The following is a 24691-nucleotide window of genomic DNA, read 5'->3' on the forward strand; positions in this document are numbered from 1 at the left end:
ACTAGCTTGTCACCGTTGACAAGTGGCTCATCTGCATCTTTGCTAGTCGTTTTAATAGTTTTAACTTATTGGAGGCCATATTATAAATTTCACTAATTGTTTCATGTTGTAAAGCATCAAAAATGCGTCTTATCTCTTCAATTGAAGCCTCGTCTAAAGAGCGCATTTCTGTACCCGCTATTAATTTTCGCATCTCTTTTAAATTAATATTAGAAAATTTATAAAATTGATTATTCTGATATAAAAATTTTGGAAAAACTTGATGGGTTGAAATCTCATGTAAGTCTACAGAAATAACTTGATTTTCCAATGTGCTTTCAGATGATTTTTTTATAAAATTTATTTGATTTAGGAAGAAAAATTCTTGAGAAATTCCGCTGATATCTCTATCTATTATCGAACAATTAACAACAGGAAGTCCTAATCCAATATAATTTAAAAATAATAACTCAAATAAATCCTTAATATACGATTCAAAAGCAACTTCTTTACCGTTCAAAATGGTATTCAAAATATAATTGAAATCCAAACCTCTTCCACAATTACCATGCCCTCTGTGTGAATACCAAATTACATAAAAATAACCTTCCCAAGGAGTGGTTAAGTACTTCTCTACAATAGAGTTTTGTAAATTCCTAATTTCTCTGGCTAATGTTGGTGTTATTACTTCTGCTAAGCTGGGCTTGAGACAAACCGAAACGCCTTTAGAGTTAATTTCTCTAATCACTAATAACTCTAACATATAGACTCCTATGCCAATTAATATTACTCTTCTTTACGGCATCCAAGCCAAATGCATCCTTAATTCTTCTTCTTTTTACATCTGCTTAGTAGTAATATAATGTTACTTTTGATTATTTTTTTATCAGGTATTTTACAGAATAGAATCTCTTCAAATAAAAAACAAATAAAACCTAATTTTTTTAAACTAAATTTATTCTGTCGTTAAAATCTTTTTTTTTTAGAAATCAAACGAAAATTCAAGGATTATTGCTAGTTTAAGTAATAAAATTTTTTTCAATTTTCATTAACTAATTTTTCAATTAACTGCTGTTTCATGTGTATTGAGCGAATTTTTTTTTGATATTTCAAGGAAATACAAACCAAACAACTTTTTGTTTGTGACAAATACACAAGGTGTGGTGGTATTGATAGAATTCTTGGCGCTTGCTTTCTGGTTTTAGCTAAGAGGTGAGTTTTTCGTCTTATTCGACAGTACACTTGAAGTTTAAGTAGCTGATTGCCGCTTTGCGTCACCAGGCGGGATTGCTTCACTACCTTCATCAATGACGTAGGTCAGGCTCATGCACTTCTACGGGTAGAAAAAGCAAATAGACGAGATAGGTTGATGAAATTTGTTAAATTACTTATCACTTCTCCTACTTTCAGATCGATTTAACAATTCATCAAAGCGCTCATCTAATAAATTTTCAATATTATCAAGCTGCGACATGAATTCATCCATCTTGAATTCTATACTTCGCAGGAGTTTTTCTATCTCCTCTAATCTTTTATTAGTGTCCATTTTATTTCTCCATTTATAAATTTAGTATAGATAAGAAGTAGGAGAGAAAATGCGTTTCAAGAAAAAAATAAAGGCAGCCCAGGCTGCCTTTATAAAGAATTAATTTTGCCGCATGTGAGGGAATAAAATAACGTCACGAATAGAGGGGGAGTTCGTAAATAACATGACCAGACGATCAATCCCTATCCCCTCTCCCGCAGTAGGTGGCATACCATACTCTAAGGCTTCAATATAATCACTGTCAAAATGCATGGCTTCCAAATCACCTGCATCTTTCTCTTCCACTTGTTTTTGAAAGCGCTCAGCCTGATCTTGAGCATCATTCAATTCAGAAAAGCCATTAGCAATTTCTCGACCGGCAATGAAAAACTCAAAGCGATCGGTTACTTCTGGATTGACATCATTACGTCTTGCTAAGGGTGATACCTCGGTCGGATATGCGGTGATAAATGTGGGTTGAATGAGTAAATGTTCGACAGTTTCTTCAAAGACTAACATTTGAAGTTTGCCCAAGCCATCCGTAGGTTTATAAGTAATACTTAGCTGCTCCAAGAGCGTACGACAACCTTCAATTGAATCCAATTGACCTTGTGCTAATTCTTTGTGATAGTATAAGATTGCTTCTTTAACACTCATTCTTGCAAACGGTTTTGCAAAATCAATCACATGCCCCTGGTAGTCAACTTGTTGCTTTTCCAATACCGCATCACACAAATAACGGAGTAGTTTTTCGGTGAAATCCATCAAGTCATTGTAATCAGCATAAGCCTGGTAGAATTCAACCATTGTAAACTCAGGATTGTGGCGCGTAGAAATGCCTTCGTTACGGAAATTACGATTTATTTCATAAACACGTTCAAAACCACCAACAATTAATCGCTTCAGATACAATTCAGGCGCAATGCGTAAAAACATTTGCATATCCAAAGTATTATGATGCGTGATAAAAGGACGTGCTATTGCTCCCCCGGGAATCGGATGCATCATCGGCGTTTCTACTTCGAGAAACTGATGACTATCCATGAATTGTCGGAATGCCTGAATCATTTTCGAGCGTACCAAAAAGGTTTTGCGACTTTCTTCATTCGCAATTAAATCCACATAGCGTTTACGATAACGCATTTCCTGATCAGCCAAGCCATGAAATTTATCGGGTAAGGGACGTAATGATTTTGTCAACAATTCCATTTGTTCAGCATTTACAGTCAATTCGCCGGTATTGGTTTTAAATAACTCACCGCTTACCCCAACGATGTCTCCTAAATCCCAATGCTTAAATTGCTCATACAGTTCGGGTAAGTCATTTTGACGGACATAAATTTGAATGCGTCCAGAGACATCCTGAATGTGAAAAAAGCTGGCTTTTCCCATAATACGGCGAAGTACAATCCGTCCAGCAACCACAGCCTTAACGTGTTGTTCAGCTAATGGTTCTTTTTCAATTTCGGTGTATTTTCTTAATAAATCAAGCGCTAAATCATGACGACGAAATTTATTGGGAAAATTAAATCCACTTTCACGTAAATCAGCCAGTTTTTGCTTACGAATCTGATAAACTTCACTTTCGTCTAAATGTTCTTCTGTCATTGTTCCCCTACTCCCGCTTTTAAGCTGGCTTCAATAAATTGATCTAGATCACCATCTAGAACTGCTTGTGTATTACTCGTCTCCACACCTGTACGTAAGTCCTTTATTCGAGATTGATCAAGGACATACGAACGAATTTGAGATCCCCATCCAATATCAGATTTGGTCGCTTCCAAAGCTTGCTGCGCTGCATTTTTCTTCTGTATTTCCATTTCATAGAGCTTGGCACGCAATTGCTTCATCGCTTGATCTTTGTTCTTGTGCTGGCTTCTATCTGTTTGACATTGCACCACAATACCACTGGGTTCGTGAGTGATACGTACTGCAGAATCAGTTCGGTTAACGTGCTGTCCCCCAGCACCTGAAGCGCGATAAGTATCAATACGCAAATCAGCAGGGTTAATCTCAATATCTATATCATCATCGATTTCGGGAGAAACGAAAACAGCTGCAAATGAAGTATGGCGGCGATTTCCAGAATCAAACGGTGATTTTCGTACTAAACGATGAACTCCAGTTTCTGTACGCAACCAGCCATAAGCATATTCACCGGTAAAATAAATAGTCGCACTTTTAATGCCTGCTACTTCACCCGCTGAACATTCAATGAGTTCGGTTGTAAAACCGTGTTGCTCTCCCCAACGCAAATACATGCGAAGTAACATTTCAGCCCAATCTTGTGCTTCAGTTCCCCCAGAACCAGACTGAATATCCAAGTAAGCATTGGAACTATCCATTTCACCAGAAAACATACGTCTAAATTCAAGACCAGCAACCCGTTGTTCAACGCTAGCCATTTCATTGGCGACATCATGAATCATTGAGTCATCTTCTTCAACGCGTGCTAACTCAAAGAGTTCCGTTAAATCAGTAACCGATTGGCTTAACTGCTCTAATTGATGGACTACTGCTTCCAGTTGCGCTCGCTCGCGACCTAAGGCTTGTGCATGCTCAGGATTATTCCAAATTTCTGAGGACTCTAACTCTCGAGTTACCTCTTCCAAACGCTCACGCTTGTGATCAAAGTCAAAGATACCCCCGAAGCGCTGTTATTCGCTTATCCAAATCAGCCAAAGTAAGATTGATTTGATTTACTTCCAACATGAGTGTCCTTTAGGTTTAAAAATAAGGGCATTATTGTACAACTAAAGCTAATTTCTGACCATAGGAATGTCATTTATCAATCTAGGCCAAAATAGCTATATTTTTTTCTCTTTCCCAATGTTTAAGCGGTGACAGCTCTGGATTTTTCATAGCATTCACTGGTAAATAAAATGTCTGTTCCAGCAAAAATTGGCCACTTAAGGCGGCATGAGACACGTGATCAGTGAAAGCTATCCATGTACTTTGTGCTTGAAATTCCACACGTTCTTTGCTGACTTTTAGTTGGTAGCCATCGTCCAATTTCATGCTGTCATGTAAATTTAATTGATAGTGATCATAAGCCGAACGTAGAGTCTTGGTTGCTTTAATTAAATATAATAATTTGGCAATGGAATAGCTATAAGGTGGAATACTCGCTGAAAAACGGGCCAATACATTTATAAAGGGTTCACCCAGATGCCAAATACGAGGCTCCCCATAAGGATTTACATTCGTGAAAACGCGTAGGATTCGTTTTCCATTCACGGGTGTCGCAGAAGAAGAATCAATATGTAATCGTGTGTCATCTTTTCGTCTTGAACTACTACGTCCTTTAATTTCCGCTGGACTATAACTGGTTCGTCCCCAAATAATTTCTTCGGTATAGCTTGGTAAGATTGTGGTGATCAATTTTTTAGTAAACTCAGCATAACGCTGCATAAATACTTTCAGAAGCGTAGCCATTGTTAAATTATGAGGTTGGGAATCCTTCCCTCCCAAATTTTTGGTTTGATAATTAAAACTGAAGTTCTTGTGCTTACCGTCCAGAATTTGATCGGAAAGTAACTGATTTTGCTCAGAAGCATCTAAATGAAAAGAATAAAACGGTAAATAAAGCACTTTTCCAGCTTCCAGGGAAATAAGCGCCTGATGCTTAGCATCCAAAGTTAAAGAATCTAAATCGTCGACATCTAAAGTATGAAGCAATTGATCCATTTACGGCCTCAGTTATATTTTAGTGAAATAGAGAAATTAAGAGTTGCACAATAGGCTATATTCTATCCAATTGACTTTTTGTTAACTCAGAAGTTGCATCACCGGTATTTAATGTGGTTTTCGGTTCCATCAATATAACATGAACTTCTTCTTGAGCTACAGGCATATGTTCAATCCCTTTAGGAATGATGACAAATTCGCCTTCATTAAGATGAATATCTTTATCACGAAGTTTTATTAATAATTGACCTTTTACAACCAAAAACAATTCATCTTCATTATCATGTTTGTGCCATACAAACTCGCCTTTAAATTTGGCAAGTTTTATGTGTGCATCATTTAGCTCTCCCACGATTTTAGGCGACCAATAATCATGGAATAACGCAAATTTCTCAGCTATGTTTATTTTTTGCATAAAACTACCACACATTAAAAATTTTATTGTATTCTTATTCACCGAAAAGATCATCTTTATAACTGTTAGTTATTTGTCTCTCTCTTTTCTATCGCCGTAGGGTCGTGTAATTAGCTCCATAAGATGACCATCGGGATCCTCGAAATAAACCCCTCGACCACCATCCCAATGGTTAATCTCCCCTGGCTTTGCTTGTTCTGGATCAGCCCAATAAGTGAGCTTTTTATTTTGAATTCGCTTAAAACTTTCATCAAACTCAGCTTCAGTCACTAAAAAAGCATAATGTTGCGGATGAATCGTGCCTGACATATTTTTATAATCAAGGCTAACATCGTTATTCGTATGTACCATTACGAAAGGTCCCCAATGTTTCGGTGTTGGAAGATTAAGTATTTCCGCTAAAAAATCTGCCGAAGCTTGATTATCATGTGCCGCTACAATGGTATGGTTAAGGAAAACGGCCATAATTTTCTCCTTCTGCAATAATTAGTCATTTTTAGATTAAGTTTAGCAAAACAAAACGAAGCTTTATTGTTCTTAATCTACTACTAACTATTATTCATATGTGGATGCGTTTTGATAACAGCGCGATAAGCATGCAAATTCATGAGCAACTCTGCTTCCGCATTGGATAGATGACAACTATTCATAATTTCCTCTTTATCCCCACCCATTTCTAAAATACGCAAGGCATGTTGGTAACCACCATCATTGTCTCGTTTATTTTCCAAGGCCTGCAGCTGATTATCCATACTAACGAGCTGACGATTAATTTCTGCAATTTGTTTAGAAAATCCCAAGTCAGCGTTCACTAGGACCATATGGCTACGCTGGAGTTGCTTTAATTCTTGCCTTATCCCTCGAATATTTTCTTTTAAACCTTCTGTCATTTTCTGCGAATTACGCATTGCCCTAAAAAAAAATAGACTTAAGCAGACAGCAGCAATTAAAGCAATAATCATGATGGTTCCTTAGTTTTCAGTTCAGTTTTTTTAGTTTTATCAACTTTATCGACCTTTTTAGGTGATATTTTTTCATAGTCATCCTCATCTGTTACTAGTTTTGGTGTCTTCATAACAATCGCTGGGTTTAATAAGCGGGGAATGGTTTTATCCTTGGCAATAATCATATTCACGCGTCTATTTTTAGCACGCCCCTCTTCGGTAGCATTATCTGCTATAGGATATTGATCACCAAAACCTGTGACTGTAATTCGTGATTGCCCTACACCAAACATTGTTAACATACGAGCAACTGATGCAGCTCTGGCTGCAGACAACTCCCAATTTGAAGGATATTGATTAGTACTAATAGGCACATCATCCGTGTAGCCCTCTAAAGCAATTGGGTAAGGCAGTTTTTTAACAACGTCGGCAATTTGCATCAATTTAACAAAAGCAATGGGCCTTAATTCTGCGCTGCCACTTTCAAACAAAGCTCCTGCCTTTATATCTAACTCTACCCACCCGTCTTGAGGATTCATTTGATAATCGGAATCTTGAAGCTCGGCTAAAGATTTAACAAGATCGCCAAATGGATCTTTAGGGTTTGAAGTTGCTTCTGGACTATTAGGGTCTTTGAGCTTGGGAGGTTCATCGACAGGTTTTTTGTCTCCTTTTTTTGCAAAAGCTGAGTGCATCCCCTGAGCAAGAGATTTGTATTTTGAGACATTAACTGACGATATCGCATACATTACTACAAAAAAAGCAAATAGTAGTGTGATGAAGTCTGCATAAGATACCACCCAACGGTGGGCATCTTCATGGTTGTCCGCTTTCTTTTTTCTTCCGTGCATGCTGATGGTGCTGTCCGTAGTTATTTAATTTCAAGTTTAGCATATTAGGGCTCTCTCCACTTGCCATAGAAACTAATCCTTCTACAATCATCTCATCATGGTGAATCTGATTAGCAATACAGGTCTTTATTTTATTGGCTACCGGCAGAAAAATTAAATTTGCAAAACCCACCCCATAAATGGTAGCAACGAACGCAACTGCGATACCAACCCCTAATTCGCTTGGATCGGCCAAATTACGCATCACCTGTATAAGACCTAGCACAGCACCTAAAATTCCAATTGTCGGACTGTACCCCCCCATACTTTCAAATACGTGGGCTGCGCGCATATCTTGATCTTCAGTACGAACAATCTCTGTTTCAAGTACTTGTCTAATTGTTTGTTTGTCAACGCCAACCACCAGCAGTTCCAACCCTTGCCGCATTAATAAATTTTTTTCTCGCTCAAGATGCTCTTCTAAAGAAAGTAAACCAAACTGTCTGGCTCTTCGAGCTAAATCTATTAATTGCTCGCGACTTCGATCAAAAGGTAATTCTGGCGGACGAAAAATCCAGGGTAAAATGCGGAAAGCTCGTCGAAATGTCTGAAACGGGGTTTGTATCATAACCGCCCCCACAGTACCTCCGAGTACAATAAACAAGGCAGGTAAATTAAGGAGCGAATGGATTTCTCCACCCTCAAACATTTGACCTACGATAATTGAAGAGAAAGCAATAATTAACCCAAGTAATGTCAAACCATCCATAGTGATATCACTCCGGTAAGCGCGATTTTATACGAAGAGTTGCTTGACTGTGAATCTGCGAAACGCGTGATTCACTTACGCCGAGTACTTCACCAATTTCTTTTAAATTGAGATCTTGCTCATAATATAATGATAATACCAAGCGCTCTTTTTCAGGTAAGCTGTCTATAATTTGCGACAACTGGTTGCTCATATCTTCCTGCAAGACATTGATATGAGGTTCGGTAGAAGCATTTTCGCTATCAATTTTTAAAATATCGTCAGTAACTCCCAAATCATCAAACCCATAGAGCTGACTTCCCGCTGAATCTTTTAACATTTCGTAGTATTCATCAAGACTCAACTTAAGTTCGCTGGCCACTTCATGATCTTTAGCATCGCGACCCAAGCGATTTTCTACAATTTTCACCGCTTCTGAAATCATACGTGCATTCCGATAAACTGAGCGTGGCACCCAATCATTGCGTCGAACTTCATCAAGCATATGTCCGCGAATACGAATGCCTGCATACGTCTCAAAAGATGCTCCTTTTGTTGCATCATAATGTCTCACTGCTTCCAATAAACCAAGCATGCCCGCCTGTACTAAATCATCCAGCTGCACGGTGTGTGGCAAACGTCCTAATAAATGATGCGCTATTCGTTTTACCATCAATGCATGGGTCTTCACCAGCATTTCCTGTGTCTGTTGATTCACTTTGCTGTACGCAGCCAAAGCATCCACGATTTCTCCTTAGTCTTTTCCGGCTAAGCGCTTAATTTTTTATATTAAGTTCTTACCAAGACAAGTTTATAACTCCCTTAGTGTTCACCAGTTACTAGACGCTCAAGAAAAAAACTAGTATTACCTCCTAACGCATGTTTATGTGGCCAATCCTCCACTCTCTCTGCCAGTTGTAAAACTGCTTTGGCTGCTTGCGAATCAGGATACGCCAGTAAAACAGGTTTTTGCTTTTTTACAGCCTCGTGTACGTGCTCATCAAAAGGGATGGCGCCAATATAGTCCAAGCGGACATTTAGGAAATGCTCAGCAACTCGATATAACTTATTGAATAATTCTCGCCCTTCTTTCGTGCTGCGCACCATGTTGGTCAATACATGAAAATGACTCCACTCGTAACGCTTGGCCATTACCTTGATTAGAGCATAAGCATCAGTCAGTGAGGTAGGCTCATCACAAACAATGACAATTAATTCCTGAGCTGAACGCGCAAAACTAAGCACGGTATCAGAAATCCCTGCTGCAGTATCAATAATCATATAATCGACATCGTCAGTAATTTCATTGAATGCATCAATAATTCCTGCATGCTCCGCTGCACTTAATTGGGTCATATAATCCGTTCCTGAGGAAGCAGGGATTATTCGAACTCCTTCAGGCCCTTGCAATATAATATCGCTTAAGTGACAAAGCCCTTGTACAACGTGGGAAAGATTATACTTCGCATGCAAACCTATCATGATATCTACATTTGCCAAACCTAAATCAGCATCAAGGAGTAGTACCTTTTTATTTCTTTGACCCAAGGCAACTGCCAGATTCACAGAAATATTGCTTTTACCCACGCCTCCTTTACCTGCTGCAATAGCAATCACTTTCACTGGTTTTGAACGAGATAGGTTACGAAGGCCTGATGCCTGATCAGTGACACGTCTACTCTTCGACATACTGCCCCCTTGCAATCTCCAAATGGGGATTGCTCTCATTACCATGCAGTAATTTTTCTTGTTGAGTAAATTGTTCAATTAGTTGGTGACGGGTAGCCATTTTAATATCTTCAGGAACCCTCTGACCGTGAGTTAAGTAACTCACTTCCAATCCAGTTTCAACCACTGCACTTAACACACCACCCAAGGTTAAAGACTCATCCAGTTTTGTAATAATGCATTGTTCAAGGCGACTGATACCATAATGTTTGATTGCATTCATCAACACATGATAATGACTAGTCGCTGGCAGCACTAAAACGGTAGAGATAGAATGTAATCGTGAATTCAATAAATCCATTTGAGTGGCGACTCTAATATCGGCTGGATTCATACCTGCCGTGTCAATAAGGATTAATTTCTTTTCATTCAGTTGTCTAATCACTCGACCCAACGATACTTCATCCTGTGCTACACACACCTGAACCCCGAGAATCTTACCATAAAGCATCAGCTGTTCTTGCGCTGCTATACGATAAGTATCCATCGTGACTAAACCTAGTTTGTCTGCGCCAAAACGCAAGGCAAAACGTGCAGCAATTTTTGCCAGGGTTGTTGTTTTCCCTACCCCAGTAGGGCCAACAAAGGCATAAATCCCACCTTCCTCTATCTGTGGCAGATTACGAATGGGCAAAATGTCAGAAAAATGACTCACGATTTGTTGCCATGCCCGTTGCAAATTAAGACCTGGATTAATTTGTCTGACTAAACTTGACGCTGTTGTCTGACTGACGCTTAAGTCTAATAATTTTTGGGTTAGCAAGGCATGTAGAGGCTGTTTGCCTTGCCCTACCTGACCACGCATCTGAGCTTCCAACATACCACGCAAGGTTTGGATTTCTTGACGCATGTCATCTAGTGGAGATGCGGCAGGTGGTTGTTTTTCGCTAACCGGACTAGCAGGCTCAGCACTGGCAATAGCTGCAGAAGCAGTTAATACCGTCTCATCAAAATCTACTGCGGCCACAATTTCCACGCCATTATCAACACGGCTACTTGATAAAATTACTGCATCAGGGCCGAAAGTCGCTTTGATTTGTTGCATTGCACTTCGGGTATCGGGTGCAACAAAGCGTTTTAATTTCATAAGCCTCCACCTTAATTAACCAACTGTTCCAATAATCCGTATTTGTTTGTTATCAGGAATTTCCTGGTAAGACAAAACGTGTAAGTTACTTGAAATATTACGCACAAAACGTGCCAGAACCGATCGTATCCCAGGTTGCACAACTAAAACTGCCAATTCTTGTTTGGCCTGCTGCTGAGCTGCCAGCTGAACTAACGATTGTTGTATCTTGTCAGCCATCCCCGGTTCGAAACTGACTCCCTGTCCTGCGTTATTTTGAATTGTATTTTGCAATAACTGTTCCAACTCAGGTTTTAGCGTAATAATGGGTAACTCTTGATTCAAGCCACTAATTTTTTGAGTGATCAAGCGGGACAAAGCCACACGAACTTGACTAATTAAATAGTCAGTATCTTTTGATTTAGAGGAAGCCTCTGCCAAGCTTTCCACAATGGTCCTAATATCAGTTAGAGGAATATGCTCAACCAACAAACCTTGTAAGACTTTGCTAACTGCTCCTAATGATAATGCGTCAGGCACAAGTTCTTTAACCAGTTTTGGCGAGTTACTTGCCAACTTATCTAGCAGTTGTTGGGTCTCTTCATAACCAAGTAACTGGTAGCTGTTCTCTTCAAGAATTTGACTTAGATGTGTTGCAACTACAGTAGAGGCATCTACTACTGTATAGCCAACGGTATGTGCATGCTCTTTTTGGTTTTCATTGATCCATACTGCATCCAAGCCAAATGCTGGATCTTTGGTGGGTTGTCCATCCAATTCACCAAAAACCTGTCCAGGATTTATTGCCAACCATTTGTCATTAAGAATTGCTGACTCTCCCATGACAACCCCAGCAAGGCTAATACGATAGTGGTTAGGTTTTAAATCAAGATTATCGCGAATATGAACTGTCGGAATTAGAAATCCTAATTCCTGTGATATTTTCTTACGTACCCCTTTAATGCGAGACAATAAAACACCACCTTGCGCACTATCAACCAGTGGTATAAGTCGATAACCCACCTCCAAACCAATCACATCTACTGGATTCACATCATCCCAAGAAAGCTCGCCTCCTGTCGGTTCATTGGCGCTATTGGCCGTGGATTCGGCAATTTTCTCTGCTTTCTTTTTCTGCTTCTCTTGCTTAATTAACAAATAAGCCATCCCACCCAAGCCTGCTGCCAAGATTAAAAAAGCAATATGTGGCATCCCTGGAATGAGTCCTATAATGCCAATAATTGCAGCTGCAATGATAAGTGAGCGCGGATTGCCAAATACTTGATTAACTACAGCATTGCCCATATTTTGCGAGCTTGATACACGGGTGACCATAATGGCTGCGGCTGTTGATAAAACTAAAGAAGGAACTTGGGCTACCAAGCCATCCCCAATAGTTAGCAAAATGTAGTTATGCAATGCATCACTTATGCTCATTCCATGTTGAACGACACCTATAATCAAGCCACCAATGATGTTAATGAGTAAGATCAAAATTCCAGCAATAGCATCTCCGCGGACAAATTTACTAGCACCATCCATCGAGCCATAGAAATCAGCTTCCTGAGCCACTTCCTCTCGTCTTTTAATCGCTTGCTCTTGCGAAATGAGACCAGCATTTAAATCCGCATCAATTGCCATTTGTTTCCCAGGCAAAGAGTCCAGAGTAAAACGCGCACTTACTTCTGACACTCGTCCGGCACCTTTGGTCACGACCACAAAGTTGATAACCACGAGGATAATAAAAACAACCAAACCTACCGTGTAGTTACCCCCAATGACCACCTCTCCAAACGATTGGATAACTTGTCCTGCAGCATCTGTACCCGTATGACCATGGAGTAAAACGACACGCGTAGAGGCGACGTTCAAAGCCAGTCGTAATAAGGTGGCAATTAAAATCACAGTAGGGAATACAGCAAAATCCAGGGGTCTGTCACTATAAATGACTGCCAGGAGTACAATGAGAGATAAAGCGATATTAAACGTGAAGAAAATATCCAGGAAAAACGCAGGTAAGGGCAAAATCATCATACTTAGCATGATAATAAGCATTAAAGGCGTGCCTAAGCCTTGCTGTATCCATTGACGTAGGAATTGTAATATCGCATTCATTATGCGTTCTCCTGTGCATCTCGTTTTAACTCATCAGGTATGGGTAAGTTTTGTAAGAACTCTGGACTTTTATCGTAATGTTGCTTATCCCTAAGTTGAAAAATATACGCTAGCACTTGAGCTACCGCGACATAAAGTCCTCTCGGAATCTCAGCGTTAAGTTCGGTTGAAAAATAAATTGCTCTTGTTAAAGCTGGAACAGTTAATAAAGGAACGTTACTTGCCTGAGCGACTCGATTAATTTGTAACGCAATTAAATCTTTTCCTTTGGCAACGACCATCGGTGCTCGATTACCTTGCTGCTTATAATTAATTGCTACAGCATAATGAGTGGGGTTCGTAAGGACTACATCCGCTTTCGGTACCTCACTCATCATCCGTTTTCTGGCTATCTCCTGCTGCATTTTGCGAATATGACTCTTAACCTCAGGTTTCCCCTCAGTTTCCTTGTATTCATCTTTTAATTCTTGTTTGGTCATCTTTAATTGCTTATTGTGTTCATGCCATTGAAAAGGCACATCCACTGCAGCAATTACAATTAAACTGGCACTAATAATCAAAAAACATTGAGCAACAGTGCTCAAACCACTTGCAATGGCATTGCTCAATGAAAAATCGGCAAGGCTTAACAGGAAAGGAATCTTCCATCGTAAAACAGCGATGGCAACAATTGCAACCAAGAGAAATTTGAGGAGTGCTTTGGCCATTTCCACGAAACCTTTCAGTGAAAACATACGCTTTACACCTTTTAATGGGCTTAAACGTGAGAGTTTAGGCTGCAAAACTTCTAAGCTAAAAACCCATCCACCCATCAACAACGGAGCACAGATTGATAGAACTAAAATCACCAGTAACAAAGGCAAAATAGCCCAAAATCCTTCACCAATAACGGTATAAAGCCGCTCTAATAAAACTACAGGTGTTCTTAAAACAAGACTGTCAAAGTCAAAAGCTTGACGCATCATTTGCATGAGTTGTTCTGCAACATAGTGACCAAAAATAAAAATGCCGCCTCCTGAAAATAATAAGAGCAATGTTGCATTAAAATCTTTTGAACGCGCTACCTGCCCTTTTTCTCTGGCCTCTTTAATTCGCTTGGGCGAGGGCTGTTCGGTTTTTTCCTGTGATTGTTCTTCGTCAGCCATTAATGTAAGAGTCCTATAATAACTTGCATGCCTTGTTCAAGACTGTCTGCTATCTGTGCAGAAACACCTGGCAAACTGAAATGAATTATTACCATACCCATTAAAAGCGTTAGAGGAAACCCCATTGAAAAAATATTAAGTTGTGGTGCTACACGTGTCATAACACCAAATGCGAGGTTTACGATAAGTAGCGCTAAAATAGCTGGTAAGGCCACTAATACCGCTTCTTTAAACATCCACCCCGAAAAATTCAAAATACTGCCCAACATAGACTGACTAATTTCAACGTGTCCTATTGGCATTTCACGAAAACTGCTCAGCAAAGCATTTAGAATTGCCAGATGACCGTTTAAGCTTAGGAATATTAAGCTGATCATCATCAAATAAAATTGACTAATTAAAGGAACGCTCGCTTTGCTTGCAGGATCAACCATCACTGCAAATCCCAAACCTGCTTGCATGGCAATAATTTGTCCACCGAGGATAAAAATTTGAAATACTATTTGCAAAATAAAACCCATTAAAATGCCAAGTAATATTTCATAGCTCACAAATCCTATATAACGACCATCAAATTGAAGAAAAGACAAATTATCTGCAATAGTCGGAGCGCACAAAAAAGCCAACACCATAGCAAAGATAACCCGAATTCGGGCAGGAACCATGATCGAAGAAATTAAAGGCATCGTTAGAAATAAACTGCTGATTCGTGGTAAAGGCCAAACAACTTTACTAAACAGGTTAATCATCTCCGGGTAATTGATGTTCATCATTAACCTATTAAATAAGGGATGTTACTGATTAATGAATCGGTATAATTTATAATGGTTTTCAATAACCATGGTCCTGCAATCACCATCACTAAGAAAGTAACCAACAATTTGGGTATGAAACTTAAGCTCATCTCGTTAATTTGTGTCGCAGCTTGAAACATGGCGACTAATAAACCCACAATTAGTCCGGGAATAATGAGCACAGCCAGCATAAGAATCAGGACATAGACTCCTTCGCTAAATATTGACAAAACCGTTTCTGGTGTCATTTACCTCTCCTTAGGTAGCAAAACTTGACGCCAATGATCCTAATACCAGGGTCCATCCATCAACCATCACAAACAACATAATTTTAAACGGTAATGAAATAATCAAGGGTGATAACATCATCATCCCCATCGCCATGAGCACGCTAGCCACCACTAAATCAATAATTAAAAATGGCAAGAATAGAATAAAACCAATTTGAAATGCCGTTTTTAATTCACTGGTAAGAAACGCAGGAATTAACACACTCATAGGAACATCACTCAGATTACTAGAAGTGGTACTGCTAAATTTTTCAAACAAGGACAAATCATTTTTTCGTGTCTGATTCAACATGAAATTTCGCAAAGGAGTTTGTGCATTTTGCACTGCTTGCGGAAATTCAATTTGATCGGACAAATAAGGCTGCAACGCTTGTTGATTGATCTGGGTAAAAATAGGAGACATCACAAAGAACGTTAGAAAAAGCGCGATGCCAATTAATATTTGATTGGTTGGTGTCTGTGCCATACCAATTGCTTGTCGCAAAATTGACAACACAATAATAATTCGAGTAAACGCAGTCATTGCCATCAGCAAACCTGGCAGAACACTGAGCAATGTCATAAAAATCAGAATTTGTAAATTAACACTATAGGTTTGCCCTCCATCCGGAGCTCCCGACACCGTTACTGCAGGTAAGGAAGTTGTTGCCGCATGAGCAAACCAGGGAGAGCTGAGCAAAAGAAGTGCGATAATTGTAAATTTTTTCATTTTTTTAAGACTTTCCGAGAGCCGTTTTAAGAAATTCGGTAAATGATGTTTTGTTATCCGATAAAAAGCCCGCCGGTAATTCTTCACCAAAATCATGTAACGTATTGATACTTCCTGTGGTAACCCCTAACAGTAAAAAACGATTTCCAGTATTTATTAGCATTATCTTTTCTCTTGTCCCTAAACTCATACTCGCAATAACTCTAAATCCATTCGTATTGCCTAAACCAGCACTGTTAAGACGCCGCAACAACCAGGATAAAAAAACGATGACACCCACTACGAGAAGTAGACCTAGCATAACTCGTAAGAGCTCACCGTTACTGATTGCCGATCCGCTACCCGTGTTAGTAGTGTTTGCCCATGCAGTCACTGGGAATAATCCCCAACATAACCATTTCCTCATCGTAAACGTTTAATCCTTTCTGCTTTACTGACAATGTCTGTTAATCGCACGCCAAACTTGTCATTCACAACAACAACTTCACCATGTGCTACCAAGGTATTATTCACTAAAACGTCCAAAGGCTCCCCTGCTAGCCTATCTAAGGCAACAATCCCTCCCTGGTTGAGCTGCAGGAGATTACGGATAGTCATTTTAGTGCGTCCAATCTCCACTGTTATCGCGACAGGGATATCCAAAATTAATTCCATTTTTTCAACATCCGCATCCTGCGATGTATTCACAGGCGGCACTGTTTCATTTTCCTTGCTTGTGCTTGCTGCTGGTTCCGCTTGATTGCTCATTCAACTCCCCTAGTAACTTATCCTTTTTATAATCTTTATCGCCCGTTTATCATTGGCACTACCCATTGTTGCTGTAAAACCTGGCGTACCCTCTATATCCAAAGTGACTTCTTCATTTCTTTCCATTGGAATAAAATCACCCACTTGCCATTCCATGACTTTCCCTAGCGTACTACTGGTTTGTGCCATAACAGAACTTACAGTTAATTCCACATCCATTAATTCATCTTTTAACGACATCACCCAGTTGGGATCAATTTCATCATCAGGTCGGGCAGCACCTAGTTCCAATTGCTGTTTTATTGGCTCTACCATGGAATAAGGAATCACGAAAGAAAAAGAACCTGTTTCTTTGCCAAAATCCAGGTTAAAACGACTGACTAATAATAATTCATTGGGCTCACCAATATGAACAAGTTGGGGGTTTGTCTCATCTCCTACCTTTAATGCTTCCAGTTTAATAATTGGAGCCCAGGCTTGCTCAATGTTATGAACTAATTTTTCAATAATAATTTCCATGACACGAAGCTCAGTGGCAGTGAAATCGGTCCGAGCCTTTTGCGATAGAAACTGGGAGCTTCCACCAAAATAGTAGTCCACCAAACCATAAACAAAAACACTGTCAAACAGGATTAAGGCCTTGCCTCTTAAGGGCTTAAAGCGACGAATAGTCATCAAGGTAGGGTTTGGCAGGCTGCTCATGAACTCGCGATGCTTAAATATAGCTAAAGCCTCTTGCTTAATTTGCAAATCTTTCGCCATGAGCTGATAGATATCATTGGCAAAAAATCGGGCTGCCCTGTCATGAATCTTATCAAGAACAGGTAACTCACCTCGAACTACCCGTTCTTGACTCGAAAAATTGAGTACTTCAACATGCTCTTCTCTTGGTGAATTTGTTGCGCGTTCATCGGTATCTAAAGGCTCTTTCTCATCCTGATTGGATGAATTATCCTCATTTACCGTGGTTAGTAACGCATCAATTTCTTCCTGTGATAAAACTTCTTTTTCCGCCATAACTTTCCTGTAAGAGCTCTGGTTTGCTACTTTAGCTATACTTATAATTGCACGCATGGCATAAGCAAATGACGTGCCAAAATCCTGTATTTTATCAATAAGCTATTCTTTACTGTCGAACAACCGATGCGTTTAGTCAATAGGATCAACGATATATTTACAAAGTTCTTGGTGTAGAACCATTTCGCTTGTGAAAAAAACATGCCACACTTAGGTTAAATAAGGATAAAGACATGCTCGGTCGAACTAAAAAACTGTCAAATTTCAGTCATTCAATATTAACTAATGCTACCTGTTTACGTCCTGATAATGAAACTCAAGTTGCCGAAGCTTTTACTGACTCTCAAACCTTATTAGCACGTGGCAACGGTTCAAGTTATGGAGACTGCTGTTTCAATAGTGAGGGAGTTATTGTTGAAACCTCTCGTTTGAATCATCTAATATCATTCGACACATCAACAGGTATTTTAATCGCTCAAGGAGGTGTCAGTTTTGCTGACCTTTTCTCCATTAACCCGCAGTACGTTCCTCCAGTTATTCCTGGAACCCTGCGAGCAACTCTTGCCGGTGGTGTTGCCAATGATGTGCATGGCAAAAATAACCATCAAGCCGGCAGTTTTGGACAACACGTGGCATGGCTGGAATTGCAGTTAAACAACAAGTCTTTTACCTGTAGTCCCCAAAAGAATCGTGACCTTTTTTATGCTACCATTGGCGGCTTGGGTTTAACAGGAATCATTAAACGAGTAGCTCTTAATATGCGCAAGGCTTCCTCCTTTGTTGAGGTAGAAACCGAAAAATATACCGAATTAAAGCCACTACTTAAGCGGATGCAATCTCAGGGAACTCAGTATGACTATCAGGTTGCTTGGCTTGATTTACTTAATCAGGAGCGTTGTGCTCTGTTGTCAGGGGCAAATCATACCGAGAAAACCATCAAAAAGGGACGTTATCATTTAGCTATTCCTAAATTGCCCTTCCGTGTCGTGACGGCATGGAATATGAAATTATTTAATCGTTGGTACTTCAAATACTCTCATACTAAAAAACGAAACCTACCCCTGTATCATTTTAATAACCCTCTGGATGCTGTTCAACATTGGAATCGGCTATACGGAAAGAAAGGTTTACTACAATTCCAGGCCGTTTTCGCTGCAGATACGGCACAAAATACTATTGAGCAATTGTTACAGATTATAAATAAGACCGAAGCCACACCAACTCTTGCTGTATTGAAATATTTTACCCAATACGGCAGTGGCCTTTTATCATTTACTCAGCCAGGATTTACTTTAGCTGCTGATTTTATTAATAATCATCAAGCGCAAATAGCAATGCGAGCCATGAATGAACAGATTACTCAAATAGGCGGAAAGTGTTATTTGGCAAAAGATTTATTTTTAACGCCTGATCAATTTCGTCATCAATATCCACATTATGAGGAATTTATTGACGTGCTATCCCATTACAAAAGTCCTATGCGCTCTGACTTAAGTAGACGTTTAGGAATTACATCATGAAAGCAAGAACCTGGGTCATTTTAGGTGCAACATCCATTATTGCTGAAGAATTTGCTCAATTAGCAGCACAAGCAAAACAGAATTTGATTCTGGTGGGCCGTCATTTGCAACAACTCGAAATTATAGCTGCCAATATCCGTTTACGTTATCAGGTGAAATGTGAGTTATTGCTTATCGATTTTTCTAAAGATTTGCGTAATGTACTTGAATTGTTGCAATCCAAATCCGCTACCGAGTTGGATTTGTTTATCGCACATAGTGCTATGCTGCAAAATCATGAACTTAATTTAATCGCAATTGAAGACTTGATACACACCAATGTTTTAAGCACCTTTCAATTGATTCATACCTATTTACAACGAACACAATCCAATTACCATCTATTGTTTTTAAGCTCTGTAGCCGCTTGTCGCGGAAGAAGTAAAAATAGCGCCTACGGCGGCACCAAAGCAGCTATTGAAGTTTATCTAGAAGGACTGCAACAATCCGCCCCTAAAAACATGAGCATCACTGTTGCAAGATTGGGTTTTATTGATACCGCTCAAACCTATGGCAGCCCAGGAATTTTTTATGCTTCCCCACCAAAAGTATGTGCAAAAGCTTGTTGGCGTGCGACAAAAGCAGGTAAGCGCCTAATTTACCATCCGTTTTTCTGGCGTTTTATTATGGCAATCATCAAGCACTTACCCTTTTTTATCTACAAAAGGATGAGATTTTAGCTGCTTAACGGAAAAGCCTTATAGGCGGCAGCACGGGATGGATTATGCCAAAAAATTGCAGAACATAAATAATTAAAATAATTAAAACTACAAGATTGAGCAGCGTCTTAATGGCTGAAGGCATCGGTATTAGTACATTGACCAGCCATAAAGCTATCCCAAAGACAATAATAAGGGCCAACAAATTTAATAGGTCGCTCATGATATTCCCTAACAGTAGCTTCCTTATTAGTGTAGTACAAATTTAAACATTCAGAGGGAATGAGTTATCATCCAATTTGTTAAATAATAACAATGCCTTATTGCTCGACTCCTTTGATTATGTCAGTTGAAATTGAGAAGAGGCAAGTGTACTAGTTCTTAAAAGGCTGATGGTATAATTAACTTATTTAAATTTTTAACGCGCAGATTATTTGTGCATATGTGATTGGCTAAAGTATTCTTCTATGTTTAATTGAAGAATATAAAAATGGAATTTAAACGGATTTTTTATAACGATTAGCTCTTTCAGGGCATACAAAAGAGTATTAAATATAATGAATAAAAATAAATCTATTGTGGGGGCTGGAGCAATTTTGTTAGCCACCATGTTCTGGGGAATGACCTTTGCATTTATTAAGGATGCGGTTGCAACATTAGCACCATTTAATTTTTTATTTTGGCGTTTCGGTATCGCTAGCTTCTTATTATTTCTTATTTTTTGGAAAAAAATACAATTCAATCCGCAAACGCTATATCATGGCACCTTTTTAGGTCTTTTCCTGGCCGGTACAGTGATATTCCAAACTATCGGCCTACGCTACACCTCTGCCTCGACTGCCAGTTTTATCACGGGACTATCAGTAATATTAGTTGCCCTTTTCGAGTCCTTCCTTAAGAAACAGTGGCCCTCCATTTATGTAATTAGTGCCGCTTTAATTGCCTTGGTTGGTGTTGGTTTTATTACGCTTTCAGAAGGATTTACGGTTAATCAAGGTGATCTCTGGGTTTTATTATGTGCATTTTGTTTTGCCGGTTATATTATAAATGCAGGTAAAGCTTCTCAGCTTCACCAACCACTCTCTTTAACGTTCATTCAATCAATTTTTGTTTGTATTCTAGCTGGAATCGCCAGCTTATTTTCTACAAAGCTTTCTATTCCTACAAAAATTAATGTGTGGGTTGCCATTTTATTTTGCAGTATTTTTGCTTCAATTTTTGCTTTTTTGCTGCAACTTCAATTTCAAAAGTATGTTAGCTCTACTAAGGCAGCAATTATTTTTTCTCTTGAACCTGTATTTGCCACAATAACTGCCGCAATTTATTTACATGAGCAATTAACTATCCAGTTTTTCATTGGCGCTTTATTGATATTTTTTGCGATTTTTCTCTCAGAAAAAAGAACTAAACAAAAAGTAATTCCGCAGGAATAAAGACAGAATGTCTGGTCTTACTATTAACAAAATTTATTGAGTTCCCCCGTAAAAATAACCTTATTATCGATGCTTATTCTGAAGCAATTAAAAGAGGGTTTGGTATTGACCAAAGGCTATTGGTCATTTTTTGTACTATATTTTTACTACCATGCTTTAAGGATTTAATGGGAGGGAACGAAATGAGAAAGCAACTTTTAATGGTATTTGCGCTTAGCCTCCTGACCTTAGGACTAATCAGTTGCAGTGCAGTCAATACAGGAACTGAAGTCGTAGGATCGGGTGTCAATTATGTCGGAACAACCGGTACAAAAGTAGTAAAAACAGTTGGAACAGGAGTAGCAACGGGTACTGGTTATGTTGTTAGAACAGGCACTACGGTGGTTAAAACCGTTGGTACAGGAGTAAGCAATTTAACGCGATGACAATCTGTTCTAGTCTTCAACAAGGCTAGAACATTCAAATATATCATCCTAATTTCATTCGCACAGACTAAGAACTAAGCAACCCACACCGCCATCAAAAAATCCTGTACTCTGACTAATACAATTATGCACTGATGTTCCCCCAGGAACTCATTTGCATTTGTTGTGTCTTTAATTAACCCAATAATATACAGGAGTTTTTTGTATGACACTTTCAATCTATGAAATTGATCTTCCTTCTGCTCCACGAAAAGTTAAGCTAGACGACCTCACGCCTGATGGTAAATTATTAACCGACGAACAAACCAATCAAACTATTCAACATATTGAACACAAAAGAAAGTCCTCAGGGAAAGCCTTAAAGAAAGCACCCTTCGCCCAAAGATTTAAAAAAAGTGAATTAAACATCCCTTACGACATTATCGCTATAGATGACGATTATTACGTCATCTATTATGGCGCTAAACGTGATGCGCATCTGGGCATAGGAGGATTCGGTTATGTGAAACTAGCACAAAATATTAAAACTGGAATTTGGGTTGTATTGAAATTGACAGTCCCTGATCCAAAACAGAGAGAATACCTTATATTGCAACAAGCAAAATTAGCGATAGGCTATCTTGAGCGCAATGTTTCTAAAAAGAATAGTTTTATCGAGTTTCAGATCAATCGAAATTCTTCCTGGTGGGTGCCTCAACAAGCCAATCTCTTAATGACACTTGCTGAAGGTACTTCATTAGCTGACCTATTTACTGGTAATTACGTTTTGTCTGTTAATAAATGGATTGAAATCATTCTACAGGTCCTCAAAGAATATGAACAAATCAAAAAAAACGGCATAGTACATAAAGATCTTAAACTATCGAATATTTTCTATAGTTTTGCTGAAAATAAAGCAACCATTATTGATTATGGTGCATCTAGAAGAAAACGATTTTTTTTAAACACTACAAAAGAAAAAATAATATATACAGAAGGATACACTGCGCCTGAAATCGTAAAGAAAGGAAAATATAGCGAAGCATCAGATATTTATGCGCTTGGAGCAACTTTTTTTTACTTATTGTATTTAAATGATCCCAAGAAATCGCCGATTAATGATCCCACACTTTTTCAAAAACTTTATTCTTATTGTTTTTCTACCATGGCGAATCCTAATGCAGAGAATAGACCATCGACTGAAGAAACCATTACTTTTTTCGAAGAGGTTCAACACTCATTGTCTAATCTTTTGCCGAAACCATTTCGAAAAATTGCTTTATTGCCTGTCAGTGAGTATTTGCATTATAGGGATGAGGCGAAAACCTTAGACGAAAATCAAGTACCTATTGTAGAAACATCGAATAGCCCTCCTTTAAAAGAAGAGAACGTTACACTGCCCAAGCAAGAGAATTACTTTACTAGTTTTATAACCTCTACTTTTGCACTCATTAGCAATTATTTTTATTCAACGAATACAACACAACCCCAAGACGTTGTTGATAAATCCAAGGAAGGTAAAAGTGAACTACGACCACCAAAGGAAATAAAAAAAAGATATGATCGCTCTTTTATAACCTCTTTAAAATTATTTGACGAGGTGTGGTTAATTGATACTTCCAAGAGAACCAAAAAAGAATACATTCAATTACGTCGGGAACTAGAAGAACAAAGAATTATAGTTGGGCAACGCGGTTTTCTATCCGATAATGAAGATTTAAGCCTGTCTCTTCCTTCTATTTTTAATTCCTTTTGTAAGGATAAAAAGAGTAAGCAACATAGATATTTTTGCATAACTGCCCAGAAAGAAATTAAACCGCCCCCAGGAATTTGCTCTATTACATTGCAACCTGAAGAAGATGAACCTTATTACCAAAATATTATCGAAACTTACGCAAACCTCGAGATTTGTGAGGAATACAACCGTATAAAATCTTCTTTAACTAGCTTATCGATGGGGCAAGACATTGTAAAAAATACTATCGTTGATCTGGATAAGCATTTTACAGACGGAAATTTATCTTTAAGTTATCTAAAAAACGGTTTAAAAGAACTAAAAACGCAACTAACTACTCTTGAGAGAAGTACTTATTCAGAATCACACAATCGAGCCAGTACTGTATTTTTTTCAAAGTTAGTTCAATCGCAGACGAGTCAATATATTAAAAAAATAGATGAAGATATTGAAGAGTGGGTCGATTCTTACGGAATGTAATTCTTTCTAAACAATGATTAATCAGCTGTTGGGTCAAATAATGACCCAACACAATTATTTAATAGGAGGAGGCTCTAAAAAAAAGCCGCTGGCTCGTATAATTCTTTTCTACGACATGTTTTACTAACGTTGAGCATATCATATCAAGTACTGCAGAATAATCTGTTAGTTCCGGAATTATTAGATTGGCGAATTTTTTAGTGATATTAATTGTATCGTTGGCAGGCTTTATTTGTTGGGTGTAATGAGTAATAGCTTTATCTACATCTTCGGGATTTTGCTTTCTCATAAAGTTAGCAAGACAACTTTCAGGAGACACTTCAAAGAATATTTTCGAGCTTAAGCAACTACCTAAATTTTCTTTTAGAGCATCCTTTTTATAAAAATTATGACCAATCAACAGAACAACCCCTTCCTCTTCTTCAATATCCTTTTTAAGCTGTTGAAAATTAATTTCAACATCCTGTGGACCTGATTCTTCAATATCCTTCTTAGGCTGTTCAATGATTTTACTCTTTAGATAATCTGACTCATTGAAAATAGTTATCGGTTTCTTTAGTCTTTCTTTTAATAATTCAACAAATTCACTGACATTAGATTCTAAAGGAGCACAAATAGCCATTACGTACATAATATAGGTTATCTCTTTATTTTTTTTGCACATAATAACGAAATGGTTAAG

General features: G+C 38.5%; 28 protein-coding genes. 5 read left to right on the top strand and 23 right to left on the bottom strand.

From position 1 onward, the window contains the following. Nucleotide 1 precedes the first annotated feature (1 nt). The 21 genes from LHA_RS10445 to fliM form a co-directional block, all read right to left on the bottom strand. A complete protein-coding gene (locus LHA_RS10445; RefSeq protein ID WP_045106494.1) occupies nt 2-742 on the bottom strand; it encodes a hypothetical protein in 741 nt (246 codons plus the stop codon). Nucleotides 743-1363: 621 nt separating this feature from the next. Further along, the gene (locus LHA_RS16960) at nt 1364-1525 is read right to left on the bottom strand and encodes a hypothetical protein (protein WP_156413533.1); all 162 of its coding nucleotides are present in this window, start codon (nt 1523-1525) and stop codon (nt 1364-1366) included. 99 nt (nt 1526-1624) lie between these two features. After that, nucleotides 1625-3112: a lysine--tRNA ligase gene (gene lysS, locus LHA_RS10450; RefSeq protein ID WP_045106495.1), complete on the bottom strand. Its 1488-nt coding sequence runs from the start codon at nt 3110-3112 to the stop codon at nt 1625-1627. Continuing rightward, nucleotides 3109-4216 (bottom strand): peptide chain release factor 2 gene (gene prfB, locus LHA_RS10455; RefSeq protein ID WP_102046649.1). Its coding sequence is split into 2 segments (ribosomal slippage): nt 3109-4140 and nt 4142-4216, totalling 1107 coding nucleotides; the frame shifts between segments, so codons are not numbered across the junction. The genes lysS and prfB overlap by 4 nt, the downstream gene beginning before the upstream one ends. Before the next feature lie 81 nt (nt 4217-4297). After that, the gene (locus LHA_RS10460; protein WP_045106496.1) at nt 4298-5191 is read right to left on the bottom strand and encodes a Kdo hydroxylase family protein; all 894 of its coding nucleotides are present in this window, start codon (nt 5189-5191) and stop codon (nt 4298-4300) included. Nucleotides 5192-5246: 55 nt separating this feature from the next. Beyond that, the gene (locus LHA_RS10465) at nt 5247-5648 is read right to left on the bottom strand and encodes a cupin domain-containing protein (protein WP_231861900.1); all 402 of its coding nucleotides are present in this window, start codon (nt 5646-5648) and stop codon (nt 5247-5249) included. 27 nt (nt 5649-5675) lie between these two features. Next, entirely contained in the window at nt 5676-6071 is a 396-nt protein-coding gene (locus tag LHA_RS10470; protein WP_045106497.1) for a VOC family protein, read from the bottom strand. An 83-nt stretch (nt 6072-6154) separates the two neighbouring features. Further along, the gene (locus tag LHA_RS10475) at nt 6155-6568 is read right to left on the bottom strand and encodes a DUF2802 domain-containing protein (protein ID WP_052673682.1); all 414 of its coding nucleotides are present in this window, start codon (nt 6566-6568) and stop codon (nt 6155-6157) included. Further along, nucleotides 6565-7350, bottom strand: coding sequence for an OmpA family protein (locus LHA_RS10480; RefSeq protein WP_231861901.1), 786 nt, complete (start codon nt 7348-7350; stop codon nt 6565-6567). Before LHA_RS10480 ends, LHA_RS10475 begins: the two co-directional genes overlap by 4 nt. 16 nt (nt 7351-7366) lie before the next feature. After that, on the bottom strand, nt 7367-8149 hold the full coding sequence (locus tag LHA_RS10485; RefSeq protein WP_045106499.1) for a flagellar motor protein: 783 nt from the start codon (nt 8147-8149) through the stop codon (nt 7367-7369). A 7-nt stretch (nt 8150-8156) separates the two neighbouring features. Then, nucleotides 8157-8873: an RNA polymerase sigma factor FliA gene (locus LHA_RS10490; RefSeq protein ID WP_045106500.1), complete on the bottom strand. Its 717-nt coding sequence runs from the start codon at nt 8871-8873 to the stop codon at nt 8157-8159. Nucleotides 8874-8950: 77 nt separating this feature from the next. Further along, nucleotides 8951-9817, bottom strand: a complete 867-nt coding sequence (locus tag LHA_RS10495) for a MinD/ParA family protein (RefSeq protein WP_045106501.1) — start codon at nt 9815-9817, stop codon at nt 8951-8953. Next, nucleotides 9804-10943, bottom strand: a complete 1140-nt coding sequence (flhF, locus tag LHA_RS10500) for a flagellar biosynthesis protein FlhF (RefSeq protein ID WP_082060335.1) — start codon at nt 10941-10943, stop codon at nt 9804-9806. The genes LHA_RS10495 and flhF overlap by 14 nt, the downstream gene beginning before the upstream one ends. Before the next feature lie 15 nt (nt 10944-10958). Then, nucleotides 10959-13037 carry a flagellar biosynthesis protein FlhA gene (gene flhA / locus LHA_RS10505; RefSeq protein ID WP_045106502.1) on the bottom strand — a complete coding sequence of 693 codons (2079 nt, stop codon included), beginning with the start codon at nt 13035-13037 and terminating at the stop codon, nt 10959-10961. Further along, nucleotides 13037-14182: a flagellar biosynthesis protein FlhB gene (gene flhB / locus LHA_RS10510; RefSeq protein WP_045106503.1), complete on the bottom strand. Its 1146-nt coding sequence runs from the start codon at nt 14180-14182 to the stop codon at nt 13037-13039. Before flhB ends, flhA begins: the two co-directional genes overlap by 1 nt. Continuing rightward, nucleotides 14182-14952, bottom strand: a complete 771-nt coding sequence (fliR, locus tag LHA_RS10515) for a flagellar biosynthetic protein FliR (protein WP_045106504.1) — start codon at nt 14950-14952, stop codon at nt 14182-14184. The genes flhB and fliR overlap by 1 nt, the downstream gene beginning before the upstream one ends. 2 nt (nt 14953-14954) lie before the next feature. Next, nucleotides 14955-15224 (bottom strand): flagellar biosynthesis protein FliQ, encoded by a 270-nt coding sequence (fliQ, locus tag LHA_RS10520; protein WP_045106505.1) that lies wholly within the window; start codon nt 15222-15224, stop codon nt 14955-14957. Between the two features lie 10 nt (nt 15225-15234). After that, nucleotides 15235-15975, bottom strand: coding sequence for a flagellar type III secretion system pore protein FliP (gene fliP, locus LHA_RS10525; RefSeq protein WP_045106506.1), 741 nt, complete (start codon nt 15973-15975; stop codon nt 15235-15237). A 4-nt stretch (nt 15976-15979) separates the two neighbouring features. Then, on the bottom strand, nt 15980-16381 hold the full coding sequence (fliO, locus tag LHA_RS10530) for a flagellar biosynthetic protein FliO (protein WP_045106507.1): 402 nt from the start codon (nt 16379-16381) through the stop codon (nt 15980-15982). Continuing rightward, nucleotides 16378-16722: a flagellar motor switch protein FliN gene (gene fliN / locus LHA_RS10535; protein WP_045106508.1), complete on the bottom strand. Its 345-nt coding sequence runs from the start codon at nt 16720-16722 to the stop codon at nt 16378-16380. The genes fliO and fliN overlap by 4 nt, the downstream gene beginning before the upstream one ends. 9 nt (nt 16723-16731) lie before the next feature. Further along, nucleotides 16732-17739 (bottom strand): flagellar motor switch protein FliM, encoded by a 1008-nt coding sequence (gene fliM / locus LHA_RS10540; RefSeq protein ID WP_045106509.1) that lies wholly within the window; start codon nt 17737-17739, stop codon nt 16732-16734. A 233-nt stretch (nt 17740-17972) separates the two neighbouring features. Here fliM and LHA_RS10545 point away from each other — a divergent pair, with 233 nt between their 5' ends. Next, nucleotides 17973-19259: an FAD-binding oxidoreductase gene (locus LHA_RS10545; protein WP_045106510.1), complete on the top strand. Its 1287-nt coding sequence runs from the start codon at nt 17973-17975 to the stop codon at nt 19257-19259. Further along, nucleotides 19256-19978, top strand: coding sequence for an SDR family NAD(P)-dependent oxidoreductase (locus tag LHA_RS10550; protein WP_045106511.1), 723 nt, complete (start codon nt 19256-19258; stop codon nt 19976-19978). Before LHA_RS10545 ends, LHA_RS10550 begins: the two co-directional genes overlap by 4 nt. A gap of 4 nt (nt 19979-19982) precedes the next feature. Here the strand turns inward: LHA_RS10550 and LHA_RS10555 are convergent, their stop codons facing one another. After that, nucleotides 19983-20180 carry a Thivi_2564 family membrane protein gene (locus LHA_RS10555; RefSeq protein ID WP_045106512.1) on the bottom strand — a complete coding sequence of 66 codons (198 nt, stop codon included), beginning with the start codon at nt 20178-20180 and terminating at the stop codon, nt 19983-19985. 334 nt (nt 20181-20514) lie between these two features. On the opposite strand from LHA_RS10555, the gene LHA_RS10560 reads away from it, so the two are divergent. From LHA_RS10560 to LHA_RS10570, 3 genes are all read left to right on the top strand, one after another. Beyond that, complete coding sequence (locus LHA_RS10560; protein ID WP_045106513.1) at nt 20515-21390, top strand: DMT family transporter; 876 nt, start codon at nt 20515-20517, stop codon at nt 21388-21390. A 182-nt stretch (nt 21391-21572) separates the two neighbouring features. Next, nucleotides 21573-21815 carry a hypothetical protein gene (locus tag LHA_RS10565; protein WP_147292347.1) on the top strand — a complete coding sequence of 81 codons (243 nt, stop codon included), beginning with the start codon at nt 21573-21575 and terminating at the stop codon, nt 21813-21815. Between the two features lie 205 nt (nt 21816-22020). Beyond that, nucleotides 22021-24009, top strand: coding sequence for a protein kinase family protein (locus LHA_RS10570; RefSeq protein WP_045106515.1), 1989 nt, complete (start codon nt 22021-22023; stop codon nt 24007-24009). A gap of 58 nt (nt 24010-24067) precedes the next feature. Here the strand turns inward: LHA_RS10570 and LHA_RS10575 are convergent, their stop codons facing one another. Further along, nucleotides 24068-24673, bottom strand: a complete 606-nt coding sequence (locus LHA_RS10575; RefSeq protein ID WP_193392395.1) for a nucleoside/nucleotide kinase family protein — start codon at nt 24671-24673, stop codon at nt 24068-24070. Nucleotides 24674-24691: the final 18 nt, after the last annotated feature.

Origin of the sequence: Legionella hackeliae, from assembly GCF_000953655.1 — a bacterium.
GTDB classification, from domain to species: Bacteria; Pseudomonadota; Gammaproteobacteria; order Legionellales; family Legionellaceae; genus Tatlockia; species Tatlockia hackeliae.